The 18718-nt window shown below is 66.2% G+C and carries 19 protein-coding genes; 9 read left to right on the forward strand and 10 right to left on the reverse strand.

Translation table 11 applies throughout. The features are described 5' to 3' along the window. Positions 1-168 precede the first annotated feature (168 nt). The 3 genes from IPF36_RS23915 to IPF36_RS23925 form a co-directional block, all read right to left on the reverse strand. The gene (locus IPF36_RS23915; protein WP_135704515.1) at positions 169-498 is read right to left on the reverse strand and encodes a DUF4212 domain-containing protein; all 330 of its coding nucleotides are present in this window, start codon (positions 496-498) and stop codon (positions 169-171) included. Next, entirely contained in the window at positions 498-2051 is a 1554-nt protein-coding gene (locus IPF36_RS23920; protein ID WP_195430644.1) for a sensor histidine kinase, read from the reverse strand. Before IPF36_RS23920 ends, IPF36_RS23915 begins: the two co-directional genes overlap by 1 nt. Before the next feature lie 78 nt (positions 2052-2129). Beyond that, on the reverse strand, positions 2130-2819 hold the full coding sequence (locus IPF36_RS23925; RefSeq protein WP_116317177.1) for a response regulator transcription factor: 690 nt from the start codon (positions 2817-2819) through the stop codon (positions 2130-2132). A gap of 239 nt (positions 2820-3058) precedes the next feature. Between IPF36_RS23925 and recA the strand changes: the two genes are divergently transcribed. The 8 genes from recA (at position 3059) to IPF36_RS23965 (ending at position 11467) form a co-directional block, all read left to right on the forward strand. Continuing rightward, entirely contained in the window at positions 3059-4114 is a 1056-nt protein-coding gene (gene recA / locus IPF36_RS23930) for a recombinase RecA (RefSeq protein WP_133093781.1), read from the forward strand. A 95-nt stretch (positions 4115-4209) separates the two neighbouring features. Beyond that, positions 4210-4677, forward strand: coding sequence for a recombination regulator RecX (gene recX, locus IPF36_RS23935; protein WP_133093782.1), 468 nt, complete (start codon positions 4210-4212; stop codon positions 4675-4677). 207 nt (positions 4678-4884) lie between these two features. After that, positions 4885-5592: a DUF2889 domain-containing protein gene (locus tag IPF36_RS23940; protein ID WP_135704519.1), complete on the forward strand. Its 708-nt coding sequence runs from the start codon at positions 4885-4887 to the stop codon at positions 5590-5592. 91 nt (positions 5593-5683) lie between these two features. After that, positions 5684-6850 carry an ADP-forming succinate--CoA ligase subunit beta gene (gene sucC, locus IPF36_RS23945; RefSeq protein WP_135704521.1) on the forward strand — a complete coding sequence of 389 codons (1167 nt, stop codon included), beginning with the start codon at positions 5684-5686 and terminating at the stop codon, positions 6848-6850. A 99-nt stretch (positions 6851-6949) separates the two neighbouring features. Next, complete coding sequence (gene sucD / locus IPF36_RS23950) at positions 6950-7831, forward strand: succinate--CoA ligase subunit alpha (protein ID WP_062796940.1); 882 nt, start codon at positions 6950-6952, stop codon at positions 7829-7831. 253 nt (positions 7832-8084) lie between these two features. Continuing rightward, positions 8085-8780, forward strand: coding sequence for a TerC family protein (locus IPF36_RS23955; protein ID WP_135704523.1), 696 nt, complete (start codon positions 8085-8087; stop codon positions 8778-8780). 320 nt (positions 8781-9100) lie between these two features. Continuing rightward, a complete protein-coding gene (locus tag IPF36_RS35020) occupies positions 9101-9571 on the forward strand; it encodes a prepilin-type N-terminal cleavage/methylation domain-containing protein (RefSeq protein WP_195430647.1) in 471 nt (156 codons plus the stop codon). Between the two features lie 87 nt (positions 9572-9658). Further along, positions 9659-11467 carry a Wzy polymerase domain-containing protein gene (locus IPF36_RS23965; RefSeq protein WP_195430650.1) on the forward strand — a complete coding sequence of 603 codons (1809 nt, stop codon included), beginning with the start codon at positions 9659-9661 and terminating at the stop codon, positions 11465-11467. 1 nt (position 11468) lies between these two features. Here IPF36_RS23965 and IPF36_RS23970 read toward each other — a convergent pair whose 3' ends face one another. From IPF36_RS23970 to moaC, 4 genes are all read right to left on the reverse strand, one after another. Next, positions 11469-11975: a hypothetical protein gene (locus IPF36_RS23970; RefSeq protein ID WP_135704529.1), complete on the reverse strand. Its 507-nt coding sequence runs from the start codon at positions 11973-11975 to the stop codon at positions 11469-11471. 16 nt (positions 11976-11991) lie between these two features. Further along, positions 11992-12432, reverse strand: coding sequence for a hypothetical protein (locus IPF36_RS23975; RefSeq protein ID WP_133093789.1), 441 nt, complete (start codon positions 12430-12432; stop codon positions 11992-11994). 237 nt (positions 12433-12669) lie between these two features. Beyond that, positions 12670-13881, reverse strand: a complete 1212-nt coding sequence (gene hmpA / locus IPF36_RS23980; protein ID WP_135706211.1) for an NO-inducible flavohemoprotein — start codon at positions 13879-13881, stop codon at positions 12670-12672. Positions 13882-14038: 157 nt separating this feature from the next. Beyond that, positions 14039-14524, reverse strand: coding sequence for a cyclic pyranopterin monophosphate synthase MoaC (moaC, locus tag IPF36_RS23985; RefSeq protein ID WP_135704531.1), 486 nt, complete (start codon positions 14522-14524; stop codon positions 14039-14041). An 83-nt stretch (positions 14525-14607) separates the two neighbouring features. On the opposite strand from moaC, the gene IPF36_RS23990 reads away from it, so the two are divergent. Beyond that, a complete protein-coding gene (locus tag IPF36_RS23990) occupies positions 14608-16437 on the forward strand; it encodes a M48 family metalloprotease (protein WP_195430653.1) in 1830 nt (609 codons plus the stop codon). A gap of 27 nt (positions 16438-16464) precedes the next feature. On the opposite strand, the gene IPF36_RS23995 is transcribed toward IPF36_RS23990, so the two are convergent. From IPF36_RS23995 to IPF36_RS24005, 3 genes are all read right to left on the reverse strand, one after another. Next, on the reverse strand, positions 16465-17031 hold the full coding sequence (locus IPF36_RS23995) for a DUF2946 family protein (RefSeq protein ID WP_195430656.1): 567 nt from the start codon (positions 17029-17031) through the stop codon (positions 16465-16467). A gap of 46 nt (positions 17032-17077) precedes the next feature. Then, entirely contained in the window at positions 17078-18082 is a 1005-nt protein-coding gene (locus IPF36_RS24000; protein WP_255519885.1) for a YheT family hydrolase, read from the reverse strand. A 177-nt stretch (positions 18083-18259) separates the two neighbouring features. Beyond that, on the reverse strand, positions 18260-18700 hold the full coding sequence (locus IPF36_RS24005) for a nuclear transport factor 2 family protein (protein WP_133093808.1): 441 nt from the start codon (positions 18698-18700) through the stop codon (positions 18260-18262). Positions 18701-18718: the final 18 nt, after the last annotated feature.

Here is an 18718-nt window from a genome sequence, read left to right on the forward strand (position 1 = left end):
ATTGTGGTTCGCGAAACTTACTGAGTTCTGACAGATTCCGGCGCGCAAGTGCCAAAAATGTCGGGGTATACGCTAGCCGTTTTCAAGGGCCGCGCATGCTGCGGTGCAGCCAGTTCTGGCGCCACACGGCACCACCTGGCATTGCCGCGCGGGCGCGCCGGCATATCGCTATGCAACATCGGAGCCCGGCCCGCGCAAGGCACCCTGCGAAGGCAGGGGGGCGGGTGCGACAGCTTCGTCGGAAGCTTCGTCGGCGCGGTTCATCCGCCAGGCGTACAGCGCGGCCATCAGCACGTAGACCACCAGTGCTCCCTGGGCCCCCACCCAGAACGAGAACGGCCAGCCGAAAAAGTCGAAGCGCAGTTCGCGCGCAAACCACGCCACCCCGAAGGTCACCACGAACCAGATCGCCAGCAGCCCAACGATCCAGCGCAGGTTGAGGTGCCAGGCCTGGCGCTGGCGGGCTTCGGCGAGGTCAGCGGCGGGAACGTCGTTCATCACGTCGGAGTTTCGGTTGGGCGGCGCAATGTCACGCGGAAATGCGCACCGGCCAGGCGCGGCGATTGCTGGTAGACGTGGTCTGAAATCTGCACGTCGCCGCCGTGCTGCTGTACGATCTCGCGCACGATGGCCAGGCCCAGCCCGCTGCCTTCGGTATTGGTGCCGAGCACGCGGTAGAAGCGCTCCATCACGCGTTCGCGATCGGCCGGCGCGATGCCCGGGCCGGTGTCTTCCACGTCGAGGTAGGCAAACGGCTCGAAGGCATCGGCGCTGACCCGCACCGTCGCATGCCCGCCGCGCGGCGTATAGCGGATGGCATTGTCGAGCAGGTTGTTGAGCATCTCCGTCAGCATCAGCCCGTTGCCCAGCACCGTGACCGGGTGGTCGGCGGCGTCCAGCCCCAGGTCGATGTCGCGCGCCCAGGCCTGCGGCAGCCAGTCCTTGACCACCTCGCGCGCCAGCGCGCACAGGTCCAGCTCGCCCATGCCGCCGGTGCCGGCCAGGTTTTCCATACGCGCCAGCGACAGCAGTTGCGTGACCAGGTGCGCGGTGCGCTCGGAGCTGCCGGCGATCTGTGCCAGCGAGCGCCGCAGCTCTTCCGGCGACTGCTCGCGCTGCGCCAGCTCGGCCTGCATGCGCAGCCCCGCCAGCGGCGTCTTCATCTGGTGCGCGGCATCGGCGATAAAGCGCTTCTGCGTCTGCACCGACTGGTCCAGCTGCGCCAGCAGGTCGTTGAACGATCCCACCAGCGGCGTGATCTCCTGCGGTGCGGCGCGTTCGTCGATGGGACTGGTGTCGCCGGGGTTGCGTGCGCGGATGCGCTGCTGGATCGCGGTCAGCGGCGCCAGCCCGCGCGAGAGCCCGAACCACACCAGCACCACCGCCAGCGGCAGGATCACGAACTGGGGCAGGATCACGCCCTTGATGATCTCGTTGGCCAGGCGCGCGCGCTTGTCGAGCGTCTCGGCCACCTGCACCAGCACCGGCTGGCTGCCGCTGACGTTGCGCAGGTCGACGTAGGTGTAGGCCACGCGCACATCGTTGCCGGCGATGCGGTCGTCGCGCAGCGACACCAGGCCGGCGTGGCCCTGGTCTTCTTCCGACGGCAGCGGCAGGTCGTGGTCGCCGGCGATGTACTCGCCGCGCTTGCCGACTACCTGGTAATAGATATTGTCGGTCTCGTCGGCGCGCAGGATCTCGCGCGCCGACAGCGGCAGCTGCAGCGTGACGCGGCCGTTGACCTCGCGCAGCTGCTGCGATAGCACGATGGCGCTGGCTTCCAGCGCCCGGTCGAACGGGCCGTTGGCGATCGACTTGGCCACCAGGTAGGTTACCGCGATGCTCATCGGCCACAGCAGCAGCAGTGGCGCCAGCATCCAGTCGAGGATCTCGCCGAACAGCGAGCGTGGCGCGGGCGTGGCGGTGCTTTCCTCCAGGTGAGGCAGTGCGTCGGCCAGTTCCTGGTCGGTGCCGGGCGTGCCAGGCGTGGTATGGGAGGGTGGTGGCACGGCGCGGTGCGCGCGCCGCCAGGGCAGTTGCAGCAGGCTCATCTCGACGGTGGTCGCTCGGGTGCGGTCGTGCTCGCCTGCACGGGCGAGGCTAAGGTGCGGGCCGCGTCAATGGCGGCGTCAATGCTGCGCGGCCACGGCCGGCTGGAATTTTTCCAGGCAATAACCCAGGCCGCGAACCGTGGCGATGCGGATGCCGCCCACCTCGATCTTCTTGCGCAGGCGGTGCACGTAGACCTCGATGGCATTGTTGCTGACTTCCTCGCCCCACTCGCACAGGTGGTCGACCAGCTGTTCCTTGGACACCAGCCGGCCGCAGCGCGTCAGCAGGATCTCCAGCAGGCCGATCTCGCGCGCCGACAGGTCGAGCATCTGTTCGTTCAGGTAGGCGATGCGGCCGACCTGGTCGAAGGCCAGCGGCCCGTGCCGCATCAGCGTGGCGCCGCCGCCGGCGCCGCGGCGCACCAGTGCGCGCACGCGCGCTTCCAGTTCGGACAGCGCGAACGGCTTGGCCATGTAGTCGTCCGCACCCAGGTCCAGGCCCTTGACGCGTTCGTCGACGCTGTCGGCCGCGGTCAGGATCAGCACCGGCAGCATCGCGCCGCGGGCGCGCAGGCGCTTGAGCACCTCCAGGCCGGACATGCGCGGCAGTCCCAGGTCCAGGATCAGCAGGTCGAAGGTCTGGGTCGACAGGGCGGAGTCGGCACCGAGCCCGTCGGCAACATGGTCGACGGCATAGCCAGAGTGACGTAACGAGCGCGTCAGGCCATCGGCCAGCGTGTCGTCATCTTCGGCGATCAGAATACGCATGGTTGTCTCCACCTGGCCGGCATAGCCGGACGCCCGCGGAATGGGCGCAATGGGGCTTGCCAAGCATACTGTTTTTTTATACAGTACCCGCACATTCCGCTGGGGCCGCCCGGGATGCTTCCTGAGTGATGCTTCCGGAATGGCGGCCGCGCAGACAGCCGGGCCGGCGCCGGAGCCGGCAAAAGCCGGTGCCGCGCCACATGCGGCCTATTTATACACCATTTGATTCAAGGACGACCATGGACGACAAGAAGGCAGGTGCGGGCGTGAGCGCCGAGAAGCAGAAGGCGCTTGCCGCCGCGCTCTCCCAGATCGAGAAGCAGTTCGGCAAGGGCTCGATCATGCGCCTGGGCGACGGCGAGGTCGAGAAGGACATCCAGGTGGTCTCCACCGGTTCGCTCGGCCTGGACATCGCGCTTGGCGTCGGCGGCCTGCCGCGCGGCCGCGTGGTCGAGATCTATGGTCCGGAATCGTCGGGCAAGACCACGCTGACGCTGCAGGTCGTGGCCGAAATGCAGAAGCTGGGCGGCACCTGCGCCTTTATCGACGCCGAGCACGCGCTGGATGTCAGCTACGCCGGCAAGCTGGGCGTGAACGTCGGCGACCTGCTGATCTCGCAGCCGGACACCGGCGAGCAGGCGCTGGAAATCACCGACGCGCTGGTGCGCTCGGGCTCGATCGACCTGATCGTGATCGACTCGGTGGCGGCGCTGGTGCCCAAGGCCGAAATCGAAGGCGAAATGGGCGACTCGCTGCCCGGCCTGCAGGCCCGCCTGATGAGCCAAGCGCTGCGCAAGCTGACCGGCACCATCAAGCGCACCAACTGCCTGGTGATCTTCATCAACCAGATCCGCATGAAGATCGGCGTGATGTTCGGCTCGCCGGAAACCACCACCGGCGGCAATGCGCTGAAGTTCTACGCCTCGGTGCGCCTGGATATCCGCCGCATCGGCTCGATCAAGAAGGGCGACGACGTCATCGGCAACGAGACCAAGGTCAAGGTGGTCAAGAACAAGGTCTCGCCGCCGTTCCGCGAAGCCTTCTTCGACATCCTGTACGGCCAGGGCATTTCCCGCCAGGGCGAGATCATCGACCTGGGCGTGGACGCCAAGATCGTCGAGAAGTCGGGCGCGTGGTACAGCTACAACGGCGACAAGATCGGCCAGGGCAAGGACAACGCGCGCGAATACCTGCGCGAGAACCCGGACATCGCCGAAGAGATCGAGAACAAGGTGCGTGCCGCGCTGGGTGTGGCGCCGACCAACGTCGTGCCGGCCGAAGTGCTGGAAGACTGAGCGCCAGCCCGCCGCTGGAGCAACCGGAAGGGCCGGGGCATCGCCGATGCGCCGGCCTTTTTGTTTAGGCCCACGGTGGAAACTTCACGACCTCAATGGCCACGCGTCCCCCCCTGTCCCTGAAGGCCCGCGCCGTCGGCTACCTGTCGCGCCGCGAGCACAGCCGCGCCGAGCTGGCGCGCAAGCTGGCGCCCCATGCCGAATCGCCGGAACAGCTCGAGCAGTTGCTCGATGCGCTCGAGCGCGAGAACTGGCTGTCCAACCAGCGCTTTGCCGACAGCCTGGTCCATCGCCGCGGCGCCCGCTATGGCGCGGCCAGGGTGATGCAGGAAGCCAAGACCCACAAGCTGGACAGCGAACAGCTGGGCGAACTGCAGGAAAGGCTGCGCGCCACCGAGACCGAGCGCGCCCGCGAGGTCTGGCGCAAGCGTTTCGGCGTGCCGCCGGATACGCCGGAGGCACGTGCCAGGCAGATCCGATTCATGGTGGCGCGGGGATTCTCCCGGGCGGTGGTCAGCAAGATCATCCAGGGCGCTGACGAAGCGTACGGCGACGACGACTGAGCGTCTGTGTGCGGTAGTATCCGCATTCGTCGGTTCATTACCTGCACTGCAGTCAGGGTGTCATTGGCGCGCCGTTGCCCGACAATGCGGCGCGACAGTCGCCGCACAAGGATGTTCCCGGGCAAACCAGCGCGGCATGTTAAACTCCCCGGGTTATTCGGTGCTCCGGCGCCGCCGTTCCCAAGCCCCCAGTATTCCAGCCTGGCCATGCCTCTGTCCCAGCCCGTCAACCGCTCCTTGCGCCATCGCCGTGCCATTACGGCCGAGGCGTACCAGAGAGAGGACGGCCTGTGGGATGTCGAGGTGCGCCTGACCGACACCAAGCCCCGCGACATCGCACTTGCCGGCGACCGTATCCGCCCGGTAGGCCAGCCCCTGCACGACCTGTGGCTGCGCGTCACGATCAACGAGGACATGACGGTGCTGGATGCCGAGGCGTGCTCCGACTGGGTGCCGTACCCGTCGCAGTGCGACACCATCGGCCCGGCCTACCGCAAGCTGATCGGGCTGAACCTGCGCAAGGGCTTCCGCAAGGCCGTGCGCGAGCGCCTGGCCGGCATCAACGGCTGTTCCCACCTGACCGAAGCCGCCGGCGTGCTGCCCAGCACCGCGATCCAGGCGTTTGCCGGCGAAGTCATCAGTATCCGCGACAACGGCGAGGACGATCCGAATCCGGAGCCGCCCTATCAGTTGCACGGCTGCCACGCGCTGCGTTTCGACGGCGAGGTGGTTCGTGAGTTTTACCCGCGCTGGTATGGTCACCAGCCGACGCCCAAGGCAAGGGCCGAGGCCGCACCTGCCGTCGCAACCGCGCCTCGGGCGCCCGCCGTGGCCAATGGCGACCGCGGTGGTCAAGCCAACGACGACGGCAACGACGCTGTCCCGGCCGACAGGCCAACCGGCACTTCCGGCTGATTCTCAGGATCAGCCAACCAGACGAGAGAGTTCGTCTCCTTTTTCAGATTTCTCCCTTCTACCTTTTACGCCTACCCGAAAGGAAACACGCATGAATATCCATGAGTATCAAGGCAAGGAAATCCTGCGCAAATACAATGTGCCGGTTCCGCGCGGCATCCCCGCGTTCTCGGTTGACGAGGCCCTGAAGGCCGCAGAACAGCTCGGCGGCCCGGTGTGGGTTGTCAAGGCGCAGATTCATGCGGGTGGCCGCGGCAAGGGCGGCGGCGTCAAGGTTGCCAAGAGCATCGAAGACGTCAAGACCTATGCGTCGAACATCCTGGGCATGCAGCTGGTCACGCACCAGACTGGCCCGGAAGGCAAGAAGGTCAACCGCCTGCTGATCGAAGAAGGCGCCGACATCAAGAAGGAACTGTACGTTTCGCTGGTGGTGGACCGCGTTTCGCAGAAGATCGCGCTGATGGCGTCGAGCGAAGGCGGCATGGACATCGAAGAAGTCGCTGCCCACACCCCGGAAAAGATCCACACCCTGATCATCGAGCCGTCGACCGGCCTGACCGACGCTGACGCCGACGACATCGCCCGCAAGATCGGCGTGCCCGACGCGAGCGTGGCGCAAGCCCGCCAGGCCCTGCAAGGCCTGTACAAGGCGTTCTACGACACCGACGCCTCGCTGGCCGAAATCAACCCGCTGATCCTGACCGGCGACGGCAAGGTCATCGCGCTGGACGCCAAGTTCAACTTCGACTCGAACGCGCTGTTCCGTCACCCGGAAATCGTCGCCTACCGCGACCTGGATGAAGAAGACGCCAACGAAATCGAAGCCTCGAAGTTCGACCTGGCCTACATCTCGCTGGACGGCAACATCGGCTGCCTGGTGAACGGCGCCGGCCTGGCCATGGCCACCATGGACACCATCAAGCTGTTCGGCGGCGAGCCGGCCAACTTCCTCGACGTGGGCGGCGGTGCCACCACCGAGAAGGTGACCGAAGCCTTCAAGCTGATGCTGAGCAACAAGAACGTGCAGGCCATCCTGGTCAACATCTTCGGCGGCATCATGCGTTGCGACGTAATCGCCGAAGGCGTGATCTCCGCTTCCAAGGCCGTGCACCTGACGGTGCCGCTGGTCGTGCGCATGAAGGGCACCAACGAAGACCTCGGCAAGAAGATGCTGGCCGAGTCGGGCCTGCCCATCATCTCGGCCGACACGATGGAAGAAGCCGCCCAGAAGGTGGTGGCCGCTGCCGCTGGCAAGTAAGCCGTCGCACGAACGCAACCATACGCGAACGCGAGCGGTGCGCTGGCGCTTTATTGAGCTCCCGCGCGCGCCGCTCGTAGCCAAGCAAAGGATTACAGCATGTCGATTCTGATCAACAAAGACACCAAGGTCATCACCCAGGGCATCACCGGCAAGACCGGCCAGTTCCACACCCGTGGCTGCCGCGACTACGCCAACGGCAAGAACGCCTTCGTCGCAGGCGTGAACCCCAAGAAGGCCGGCGAAGACTTCGAAGGCATTCCCATCTACGCCAGCGTCAAGGACGCCAAGGCCCAGACCGGCGCAACCGTGTCGGTCATCTACGTGCCGCCCGCAGGCGCCGCTGCCGCGATCTGGGAAGCCGTTGACGCCGACCTGGACCTGGTGGTCTGCATTACCGAAGGCATCCCCGTGCGCGACATGATGGAAGTCAAGGACCGCATGCGCCGCGAGAACAAGAAGACCCTGCTGCTGGGGCCGAACTGCCCGGGCCTGATCACGCCGGACGAAATCAAGATCGGCATCATGCCGGGCCACATCCACAAGAAGGGCCGCATCGGCGTGGTGTCGCGCTCGGGCACCCTGACGTACGAAGCCGTGGGCCAGCTGACCGCGCTGGGCCTGGGCCAGTCGTCGGCTGTCGGCATCGGTGGCGACCCCATCAACGGCCTGAAGCACATCGACGTGATGAAGATGTTCAACGACGATCCGGAAACGGACGCCGTGGTCATGATCGGTGAGATCGGTGGTCCGGACGAAGCCAACGCGGCCAACTGGATCAAGGACAACATGAAGAAGCCGGTGGTTGGCTTCATCGCTGGCGTGACCGCGCCTCCGGGCAAGCGCATGGGCCACGCCGGCGCGCTGATCTCGGGCGGTGCCGACACCGCCCAGGCCAAGCTGGAAATCATGGAAGCCTGCGGTATCAAGGTGACCAAGAACCCGTCGGAGATGGGCCGCCTGCTGAAGGCGATGCTGTAAGGTCTGCTTGCCGTTCCCGCTGTGGCGGGGAATGACAGACTAGTGATGCCCCCGCCATCGGCGGGGGCATTGTTTTTGCGGCGGGTGATCCCGGCGCCGTGAAAGCCCCGAAAGATTACAGGATTGAAATGTAATCGAAAGGTTCGTGGGTTAAACAGTCATGTCTGCGCTTTCAGACATCCGAACACCCGTCGGATGACGGGGCGCGCCAGTACATAAAACCGCCACCACATAGAACTCGAGGAGCCTCCCAGTGGAACTGCTGTCTTCCACCACTTTCTGGATTGCGTTGGGATCGATCATCCTGACCAACATCGTCCTGTCCGGCGACAACGCGGTGGTGATCGCGCTCGCCTCGCGCAACCTGCCGCCCGCCCAGCAGAAGAAGGCCATCTTCTGGGGCAGCGCCGCCGCCATCATCATGCGCGTGGTGCTGACCGTGGCCGCGGTCAAGCTGCTGAGCCTGCCGTACCTGAAGATCGTCGGCGCCGTGCTGCTGGTCTATATCGGCGTGCAGCTGCTGACCGGCGATGACGACGAGGAAGGCCACGACGGCAAGGACAATATCTGGGCCGCTATCCGCACCATCCTGATCGCCGACCTGGTGATGTCGCTCGACAACGTGGTCGCCGTGGCCGCCGCCGCGCAGAAGGGCCCCGAAGGCAGCCAGCTGATGCTGCTGATCATCGGCCTGGGCCTGTCGATCCCGCTGATCGTGTTCGGCAGCACGCTGCTGCTCAAGGTGATGGAGCGCTTCCCGGTCATCATCGTGCTGGGTGCGGCGCTGCTGGGCTACCTGGCTGGCGAGATGCTGGTCAGCGATCCGGTCGATGCGGCCTGGTTTGAAGTGCATGTGCCGCATGCCCACCTGGTGTTTGGTGCGGCTGGTGCGATCCTGGTGGTGATCATCGGCAAGCTGCTGAGCCGCCGGGCCGCGCAGACGGCCTGACGGGGTACTGCATCGCAGGGAAGGGCGGCCGGGTGGCCGCCCTTTTTTGTTGCTCTCCTGGCAGATGTCCCTGTCGGTGCGATATCCAACTAACTCATGTGAGTGATCGCACATTTTGTCGCTCCGGCAGGTGGTAGCGCCGCCAGGTGACAAAATTTGGCGCATGCGTAGGGCCTTTCCGCTGCCGGGTGACGGAATTTGTCGCTTTTTGCCCCCTGCGGACGGGGGATATGGCTGGCACGCTTACTGCTGAATAGGCCCCGCGTCACGAAACCGAAGACGTGCAACGCTTAACCAAAATCTCTTCGAGGGGTCAAATCATGCAACGGGTACAACAACTGAAGAAACTGGGCCGTCGTGTCCAGAAGGGTTTTACGCTGATCGAACTGATGATCGTGGTGGCGATCATCGGTATCTTGGCGGCGATCGCAATTCCGCAGTATCAGGATTACGTGACGAAGTCCAAATGGGGTACCAACATTTCGGACCTGGCTGCCGTGAAAACAGCCGTGGCGCTCTGTATGCAAAATAATGCTGGCGATGGCACTCTGTGCGACACTGCTGGTGAACTAAATATCACCGCACTGCCGCAGCCGAAGTATGCGACTGCGGCTATTGGTGTTGTCGGGGCTGCGGGTAAAGTTACAGTTAGCTACACCGGCACGGCGGAAGTTGGCAGTTATGTTTACACTGCGGATTGGGCGCAGGACGGTTCGGGCACCAAGCTTACGTTCGCTTCCGTGGCGGGTGACACTATTCCGGCAAAGTTCTACCCTGCCACTCAGCGTTGATTTACTGGAGGGGGAAGCGCCTTCGGGCGCTTTTTTTTTGCCCAGCGCCCAAGCTATCATGCGCCTTTCCCCAAACCAGGCGCCTCAATGCCGCCGTCCCGGACAAATCTCCCCGCGGCTGCTCTCATCGCAGCAATCGTCTTCCCGCTGTTAGTCTCCCGGCATACGCTCCCACTCGCGACGTTCTACGGCGAATGGACCTCCGCGTGCTGCGCGCTGGCCCTGGTCGCGTTCCTGGCGCTTCGCAAGCCCGCCACACCAGCGGCATGCGCGACGATCTCGCTGCCGTGGGTAGCCTTGCTGTTCTTCTGGCTCGCCGCCGTCGGTCTGATGCGCACCGCCCTCGGTCACGCCGATATCACCGGCAGCGCGACCCTCACTGTCCTGTCACTGTTCCTCGGCGCAGCCGTGACATGCGCCGCATGGTCATACCGCCGCAGTCAAGCATCCGAGACGCTCAACGCCGGCGACACCCTGGCCATCGCCTTCCTGATCACCGGCCTGCTCGGCACCGTCACACAGTGGGTCCAGCTCTTCCATCTTGAGCGCAGTGCCTTCGGCCTCGTTTCCACCTACTTCTACGATGACAACCGCCGCCTGTGGGGCAACCTGAACCAGCCCAACCACCAGGCCACCGTGCACGGCCTCGCACTGGTTGCGTCAGTCTGGCTGGCATCGCGCGGCAGGCTGCGTTTCCCGATGTGGCTGGTAGCGGTAGCACTGCTGGAGAGCGGCATCGTGCTATCGGGATCGCGCACCGGCGTGCTGCATGTTGGTCTTGCCGCGCTCTACGCGCTGGTTGCTGCCTGGCTGGCACGCGGCACGCTGCGCGAGACGGATCCGATGCGGCGTACGACCGGACTGCTGGTGGCCGCGGCCGCCATGATCGTGATGCTGCTGGTGCTGCAGCCAGCGATCCGCGCCGCCGGCCAGCTGCTCGACTGGCGCTTGTTCGACACCATCGCGCAACTGGAAGCCGAAGACCAGATGTCCGCACGTGGCGCGCTATGGTCGCATGCATTGGCGATGTTCCGCGCGCATCCATGGCTCGGTGTCGGCTGGGGCGAATTCGGCTGGGCGCAATTCACCCAGTTGCCGCAGGTCGGCGTGAAGGTGGAGATGTCCCTGCATGCGCATAACGCTGTGCTAGACCTGCTGGCCAAGACCGGCGTCGCGGGCACGCTCGGCGTCGCGCTGATTCTCGCAGCGTGGCTATGGCGCGTGGTGCGGGCGCGGCTCTGGCAGGCAGAAAACGGCGAGCGCCGTGAAGCGGTGCTGATGCTGACGTGGCTGGCGATGCTCTGCGCGCATTCGATGCTCGAATACCCGCTGCACTACCTGTACTTCTTCCTGCCGTTCTGTTTCCTGCTGGGCTGGCTCGAGCCTGCCGCCGCCGGACCATGGCGCGTCCCGGTCAGTGTGGCGAAGGGTCTCAGCGTGGCCTGCATTGCGATTGCCGCTGCCATCCTGGCAACCATGTGGCATGACTACCGCCGCGCCGAAGCACGCGAATACGCGGCCAGCGAAACCCGCAACACCTTGCCGATGCCGCGCTTCTGGTTCCGCCAGCATGCGCAGGCCGATGCCGCGGGCCTGGCCGTCATCACGCCGCAGAACGCAGCGCAACTGCTGCCCGCGCATATCGCCGCGGTGCACTTGCTGCCGACTCCCACGATGATCGCGCGCACGGCGTGGCTGCTCGCGCTGACCGGCGATGCCGCGCAAGGCCGGCTGTGGATGGAGCGGTTGCGCTGGTACTACCTGGGCGATGAAGCGACGCAATACGCCGAGATCGCCAAGGCATGCCGCGAGTTGTCCGAGGGCGAGCGCCCGCAGGCGTTCTGCGCCTGGGTCACCGATCGCTCGCGCCGGTTCTCCGCGTGGGGACGCAACTGACCTAGTAGTAGGGCACGTAGTAGGCCGGCGGGGGCGGCGCATAGTAGTACCGCGGCGCAGGAGCCGGCGCAGCGGCCACCCGCCCCGGTACCGGCACGCGGTTGCCGCTCGCGTACATGCACTGCACGTAGGCGGCGTCGTATTGCCGCTGCGTGCCGTAACCCGCGTACTGCGCGTTGCCCGCGCCTACCGCGGCGCCTGTCAGCAGGCCCAGGCCCGCGCCGACCGCCGCGCCCGATCCGCCGTCAAAGGCTGCACCAGCCGCAGCGCCCAGCGCGGTGCCCACTACCGCACTGCCGACTGCCGCGTTGTTGGCCGCCTGCGAGGAAGTCACGCCGCCGACCTGCCCAAAGGCGAACTGGCGGCAGTTGTAGTCGTCGGCGCGGAACTGGTCGAAGCTCTTGCCGGTGCCCGGCAACGCCATCACGCTGGGGCCGGAAGGCATCACGACGCAGGCGCCGAGTGTCAGGGTCGCCACGGCAAGCGTGGCGCGGGTCAGGACTCGCATGCTGTGCTCCACGCTGTCAGTAATTGGCCGGCGGCTGGGCCGGCACTCGCTGCCAGCCGCCCGGGCACGATTGCACGTAGGGGTAGTAGCCTTCCGGCTCGTTGCAGTGATACCACCAGCCCTGGTCCTGCGGTACAGACCGCTCGGGCCCCGGGGCTGGCACCGGCCCGTTGGGGCCCTGCTCGACGTATTGAGGTGGCTCGGCCGGCACGGCGACGGCCGGAGCCGGGTAGTAATAGGGCGCAGGGTAGGCAGGGTAGTAATACGGGTAGCCGCCGAACACGACGCTGGGGCCGAAATAGAAGCCCACGCCGACACGCGTCTTGATCATGCCGCCGCGTGTGTCCGCGTCATGCCAGCCGGCATTGTGGAAATCGGCTCGCCCGGCAAGGGCGGCGCCGCTTGCGGCCGTGGCCGCCAGTGCCAGTACCAGCTGGCAGAGCTTGCGCCCGTTCATGGTATTCACCTTTCCCCCGCGTGGCCGAAAGGCTCGCCGCGGGCAGTGGCAGCCGGCCGCGACATGCGCCGGCCCGCAATCGTATTGAATACCAAATTGTCGTGCGCAGGCGCTGCGGCGGCGCATGTGGAAATGTGGCGTTACCTTTATTACCGAGGAACGACAGACTGGCCGGACGCCGTGAACCGGCGCGGCATGACAAGTCCGTCGTTCCCGGATGCGCCCATGCGTGCCGGCCTATTCGGCAAACAGGTCCGGACCAAACACCTCGTAATGAATGCGCGCTTCATGGACGCCAAGATTCTTCAGTGCATCATGCTGCATGCGCATGAAGGGAATCGGGCCGCAGATGTAGTAGTCGGCGTCGGGCAGCAGGATCGACTTTTCGATCAGCTTGACGTCGACCAGCCCCGCATAATCGTAGTCGCGCCCTTGCACGTCCTCAGGCAGGGGCTGGTCATAGAAAACGATCAGTTCGAAGTTCTCATAGGTCTTCGCCGCCTCGCGCAGCTTGTCTCGCATGGCATGCACTGCACTATTGCGCGCGCCATGGGTGAAAACGACTTTCCGCGGCGGCGCCTGCAGCGCGGTCTTGAGCATGCTGATCATCGGTGTCAGCCCCACGCCGCCGCTGATCAGCACAATGGGCGTCTTGGCGTTGACGTCGATATGGAAACTCCCATATGGCGTAGCCAGCTTTACCTCGTCGCCGACATTGACGTGATCGTGCAGCAGGTTTGAAACATAGCCAGGAGGCTGGGTGCCGCCGCCTTCCCGTTTGACCGAGATCCGATAGCTGCGCCCGTTCGGCATATCGGACAAGCTGTACTGGCGGATTTGCTGCAGGCCTAGCGCGGGCACGTCGACGGCAATGCTGGTGTATTGACCGGGTTTGAAGTTTGCTACCGGCTTGCCGTCGACCGGTTCGAGAATGAAGGACGTAATCACGCCGCTCTCGGGGCGCTTCTCGCGGACCACAAAGGACCGCCACCCGGTCCAGCCGCCGGTTTGTTCGGCCGAACCTTCATACAGCGCGCTTTCCATGCCCATCAGGACGTCGGCGAGGTTGCCATAGGCTTGTGCCCACGCTGAGATGATTTCCTCGGTCGCTGCGCTGCCCAGGACTTCCTTGATGGCCGCCAGCAGATGCTCGCCGACGATCGGGTACTGCTCCGGCTTGACGCCCAGGCTCGCGTGCTTGTTGGCAATGTTGTTCAGCACGGCCATCAGGCTGCTCGGGTCTTCGATATTCTCCGCATACGCGTAGACCGCCCGCGCCAATGCCTGCTGCTGCTCGCCCCGTTCCTGATGCGCCATGTTGAACACATTCTTAAGTTCGGGGTGCGCTTCGAACATGCGCTTATAGAAGCACTTGATAATGTCGTAGCCGTGTTCCGCCAATACCGGCGCGGTGGCTTTCACAATGTCCTTTGTCTTCTGCGTCAGCATTGCGTCTCTCCTTTGGCAAGGTGATGGGAGCCAGCCGGGGACGCTGGGTCCATGCGGGCGCGAAGCGCGTTTCCCGGCTGCCCTGAGCAATGTCTAGTCTAGGTGCCGCGATTGCCGTTTGGCGCGTGCCGATCCACGGGCGCTGCAGCCAGGCCGCTCACTGGCCGGCGGCCGCCACCCAGTCGCCCGACTTCCCGCCATGCTTTTCCAGCAGCTTCACGTTGCCGATCACCATCCCCCGGTCCACCGCCTTGCACATGTCGTAGATCGTCAGCAGCGCCACCTGCACTCCGGTCAGCGCTTCCATCTCGACGCCGGTCTGGCCGCGGGTCTCGGTGCGGACGGTGCAGGCGACGGTGGCGCTGGCCTCGTCGAGCGCAAAGTCGACCGCGACCTTGGTCAGCCCGATCGGATGGCATAGCGGGATCAGGTCGGCGGTGCGCTTGGTGGCCATGATCGCGGCCACGCGCGCGATGCCGAGCACGTCGCCCTTCTTGGCACTGCCGTCGCGCACCAGCGCGAAGGTGTCGGGCAGCATGGTGATGGTGCCGGTGGCCACGGCTACGCGGTGCGTGCTGGCCTTGTCGCCGACGTCGACCATGTGGGCCTGGCCGGCGGTATCGAAATGGGTGAGCTGGGTCATGGCAGGGCTTGGTGCAGGAGGCCTTTGGCGGGGAGGAGAACCGTCTGATGGGAACGGCCACCGGAGGCCGCTATCATAGCAACATGCCAAAACAACCATCGCTTCGCAGGTCTGCCGCGCCCGGCCATTGTGCCGCTGCGGATGCCGCGCCTGCCGGTTCGGCGTCACATCATGGTCGCCCCGGGTCGCCATGGCGGCGGTCGCTGGCTGCGCTGCTGGCGCTGAGCATGGCGTCGCCGGCGTGGCCGCAGGCGACGACGCGAACACCGGCCGCTGCCCCGGCCTCTGCCGCGGCCGCGCCGGCCAGGCCGGTCGCGTCCATGCGGGCGCCGGAGCCGGTGCCATCATTGTCCGGCGAGGCGAGCGACCAGGTCTACGACAACCTGAACCGCAGCATCAAGGCGGGCCAGAAGTCCGAGTTCGGCCTGCGCACCAACAATCCGGTGGTCGAGAGTGGCGGGGTGCAGCTGCCTGACCTGGGCGACCCGTCCACGGCATCGCTGTCGCCCGACATGGAAAAGCGCCTGGGCGACCGCATCATGCGCGATATCCGCCGCGATCCGCTGTACGTGCCGGATCCGCTGCTGTCGGACTACCTGAACGCGCTCGGCTACCGGCTGGTGCAGGCGGCGCGGCGGCAGAATATCTCGGGCTCGACCGGCGCCGGTACCTTTGCCACCGGCTTTGACCTGTTCGCGGTGCGCGACCGCAGCATCAACGCCTTCGCGCTGCCGGGCGGCTATATCGGCGTGCATACCGGGCTGCTGGTGCAGTCCGATACCGAGTCGGAACTGGCCTCGGTGCTGGGCCATGAAATCGGCCACGTGATGCAGCGCCATATCGCGCGCGGCATCACGTCGCAAGACCAGTCGATGTGGATTGCGCTGGCGTCGATGGTGCTGGCCGGCCTCGCCGCCACGCGCAGCCCCGATGCCGCGGCGGCGCTGGCGATGGGCGGGCAGGGCGCCGCCGTTGCCAACCAGCTGTCCTTCTCGCGCGGCGCGGAGCGCGAGGCCGACCGTGTCGGCTTCCAGATCATGACCGCGGCGGGCTTCGACCCGCAGGGCATGCCCGATTTCTTCGCGCGGCTGCAGCGCGTGTCCGGCATCTCGGAAAGCTCGGTGCCGTCCTATGTGCGCACCCACCCGCTGACTTCGGAGCGTCTCGCCGACATGCAGGACCGCGTGAGCCACGCCAACGCGCGCAAGGTGCCCAATACGCCCGAGTACGAGTTCGCCCGGATGCGCGCGCGCGTGATCCAGGAATCGTCGCCGAGCGATCTGCAGGCCTTGCGCAATGCACTGCGCGCGCAGCTGCCGGGTGCCTCGACGCTGCGGGCGCCGGCGCTGCACTACGGCCTTGCCTTCACCGAGCAGCGGCTCGGCCGTGCCGCCGCCGCCGAGCAGGAATTGGCCGAGGCGCGGCGGCTGTACGGCACCATCCCGGGCGCAAGCTCGGGCAGCCCCATGCTGGACGTGATGGCGATCCAGCTGGCGCGCACGCAGGGCCGCGTGCCCGAGGCGCTGGCACAGGCCACGGCCTCGATGAAAGCCTTCCCGCTCTCTCATGCGGTATCGGTCGCCTATGCCGAGACCCTGCTCGGCTCGGGCCGCTATGAGGAGGCGGTGCGCTTCCTGCGCGAACGCACGCGCCAGGAAACCAGCCGCAGCGATTGGTGGGAGATGCTGGCGCGCGCATACGCCGGCCAGGGCAAGCGGGTGCAGCAGCACCAGGCGCTGGCCGAAAAATATGCGATGGATGGTGCCTACCAGGCTGCGATCGAACAGCTGCAGATCGCGCGCAAGGCCGGCGACGGCGACTTCTATACGCTGTCCGAGGTCGACGCCCGCCTGCACCAGCTGGAACGCCAGTATCGCGAGGACAAGCAGGACAGCAAGGGCATACCGAACTGAGGCAGGCCCGGCCAGGGCCGGGCGGTGTCAGGCCGCCGGCTGGCGCACGAAGCCGAAGCGCTTCGGCACTTCGCTCTCCGCGATCGGCTCGATCGGCAGGTCGTGGCCGTCGTGGTGGAACAGGCCGAGTTCGGTGCCGCAGGCCTCGCCGTGCCAGGTGCTGCTGCCGCTGAAGGTTTCCAGGTCATGGTCGTGCAGCAGCGCCACCTGCGTGCCGTCCACGCCGTCGACCGTCCCCGACAGCACCACGTTGCCATGCTCGTCCGCGTAGCAGGATTGCAGCGCAAAGGGCTGGTGCGAGGTTGTGCAAAGCGCGCCCTGGTGCAGCCGCACGATCCACGGCGCGTACGCCAGCGCCACGAACACCTTCTGCGGCCCGTTCTGGAAATACCACGCGCCGCGCTCGTCGCACAGGTAGTTGCGCTCGATGAAGGCGACCAGCGCTTCGTTGCGCACCGGCTCGCCGGACAGGCCGTGCTGCTGGGCGTATTCATTGCGCAGGCGCCACTGCCCGCGCCGGTCCAGCGCGAGCCAGCCATAGGCGTTGGGCACGTTGGGCCAGCGCGCCATGGCTTGCCTGACGATGTCGTCCATCTCCGTCTCCTCTGCCGGCAAGGCGCCACGCACGCCGCCGCCGGCTTTACATCATGCTGTCGAAAAAGCGCAGGATCCGCGCCGGCAGCCATTCGATATGGCCGCCGAACGCTACCCCCGACTGGCTGTCGGGCAGCCACAGATGGCGCCGCCAGCCTTCATGCGGGGTCATGAAGCCGACATGGCCGCCGTGCTCCGGCTGTTCCAGCCAGACCTGCGGGCTGACGTCGGCGGGGCCGGGCAGGTGCCGGCCGGGCAGGAACGGATCGTTGCGCGCATTGAGCACCAGCGTGGGCACGGTGATCGCGCCGAGCACCGGCTTGCTGGCGGCGCGGCGCCAGTAGTCGTCGGTATCGGCATAGCCGTGCAGCGGCGCCGTAACCACGTTGTCGAAGGCGTACAGGTCGCGGCTGGCCAGCATCGCCTCGCGGTCGAACAGCCCGGGGAACTGCTGCAGCTTGGCCAGCGACTTGCGCTTGAGCGTCTGCAGGAACATGCGCGTATAGAGCATGTTGAAGCCGGCCGACAGCGCCGCGCCGCCCGCGGCCAGGTCCAGCGGCGCCGAGATCGCGGCCGCGGCGTGCACATGCCCGGCACCGCTGCCGTCCTCGCCCAGCAGGCGCAGCAGCGCGTTGCCGCCCAGCGAGATGCCGACTACCAGCAGCTTGCGGCCCTGGGCGCAGTGCTGGCGGTGCACGCGTTCGAGCACCCAGCGCAGCTCGGCCGAGTCGCCGGAGTGGTAGAAACGGGGCGCCAGGTTGAGCTCGCCCGAGCAGCCGCGGAAATGCGGGACCACGCCCTGCCAGCCGCGCGTGCCCAGTGCGTGCATCAGTGCCTGCGCGTAGTGGCTGCCGGAATCCCCCTCCAGCCCGTGGAACATCACCACCAGCGGCGTGTCCGGCTGCACCGCGTGGGTGGTCCAGTCCAGGTCGATGAAGTCGCCGTCAGGCGTGTCCCAGCGCTCGCGCCGGAACGCCACGCGCGGCGGGCGGCGCGTGAAGCGGGCGGGGATGATGGTCTGGGCATGGCCGCCGCGCAGCCACCAGGGCATGGCGATGCCGTCGCCGTAGCCGTGACCATGCTCGTGCGGCGCGGCGGCGACAGGCAAATGGTGCGTCAGGAGATCGGGGCGCTGCGTCATGCCAGCTCGGTAATACAGTCTTGCGGTGTTGCCGTCTCGCAGTCCTGCTCGGTTGCAGCCGGGCCGCGCGGCCTGGCAGGCAAAGGCTCAGTGCAGCGCCTGGCCGGGTGCCGCAGCCACCGCGGCCACCTGCACGGCGTTGGCCGGGCTGCAGTGGACATGCGCCAGGCGCCAGCCTTCGTGGTTCTGCATCAGCACATAGGTGGTGTGCACGTACAGGTCGGCCTCGACCCGGTCGCTGCCAAAGCGCAGCGCCTCGGTCACGTCGAAGATCGACACGGCCATCGATGCGTGGCTGCTGGTTTCGATCGCGTCGACCAGCACCGGCTGTTCTTCCAGCAGCTGCGAGAACGCCTGGCGCAGCTGCTCGTGGCCAATCATGCGCTGGCCGTCGGGCAGCACGCAGGTGATCGAATCCTCATCCAGCCACAGGCGCAGCGCGCCCTCGGCGTCGCGCAGCTTGAGCGCCTCGCGGAAAGCTTCGACGATGTCTTCGGCAGAATCGAACAGGCGGGCAAAACGAGGCATGGTGGCAGTGTCAGGGTA

It is taken from the genome of Cupriavidus sp. IK-TO18, from assembly GCF_015549295.1.
Lineage (GTDB): Bacteria > Pseudomonadota > Gammaproteobacteria > Burkholderiales > Burkholderiaceae > Cupriavidus > Cupriavidus oxalaticus_A.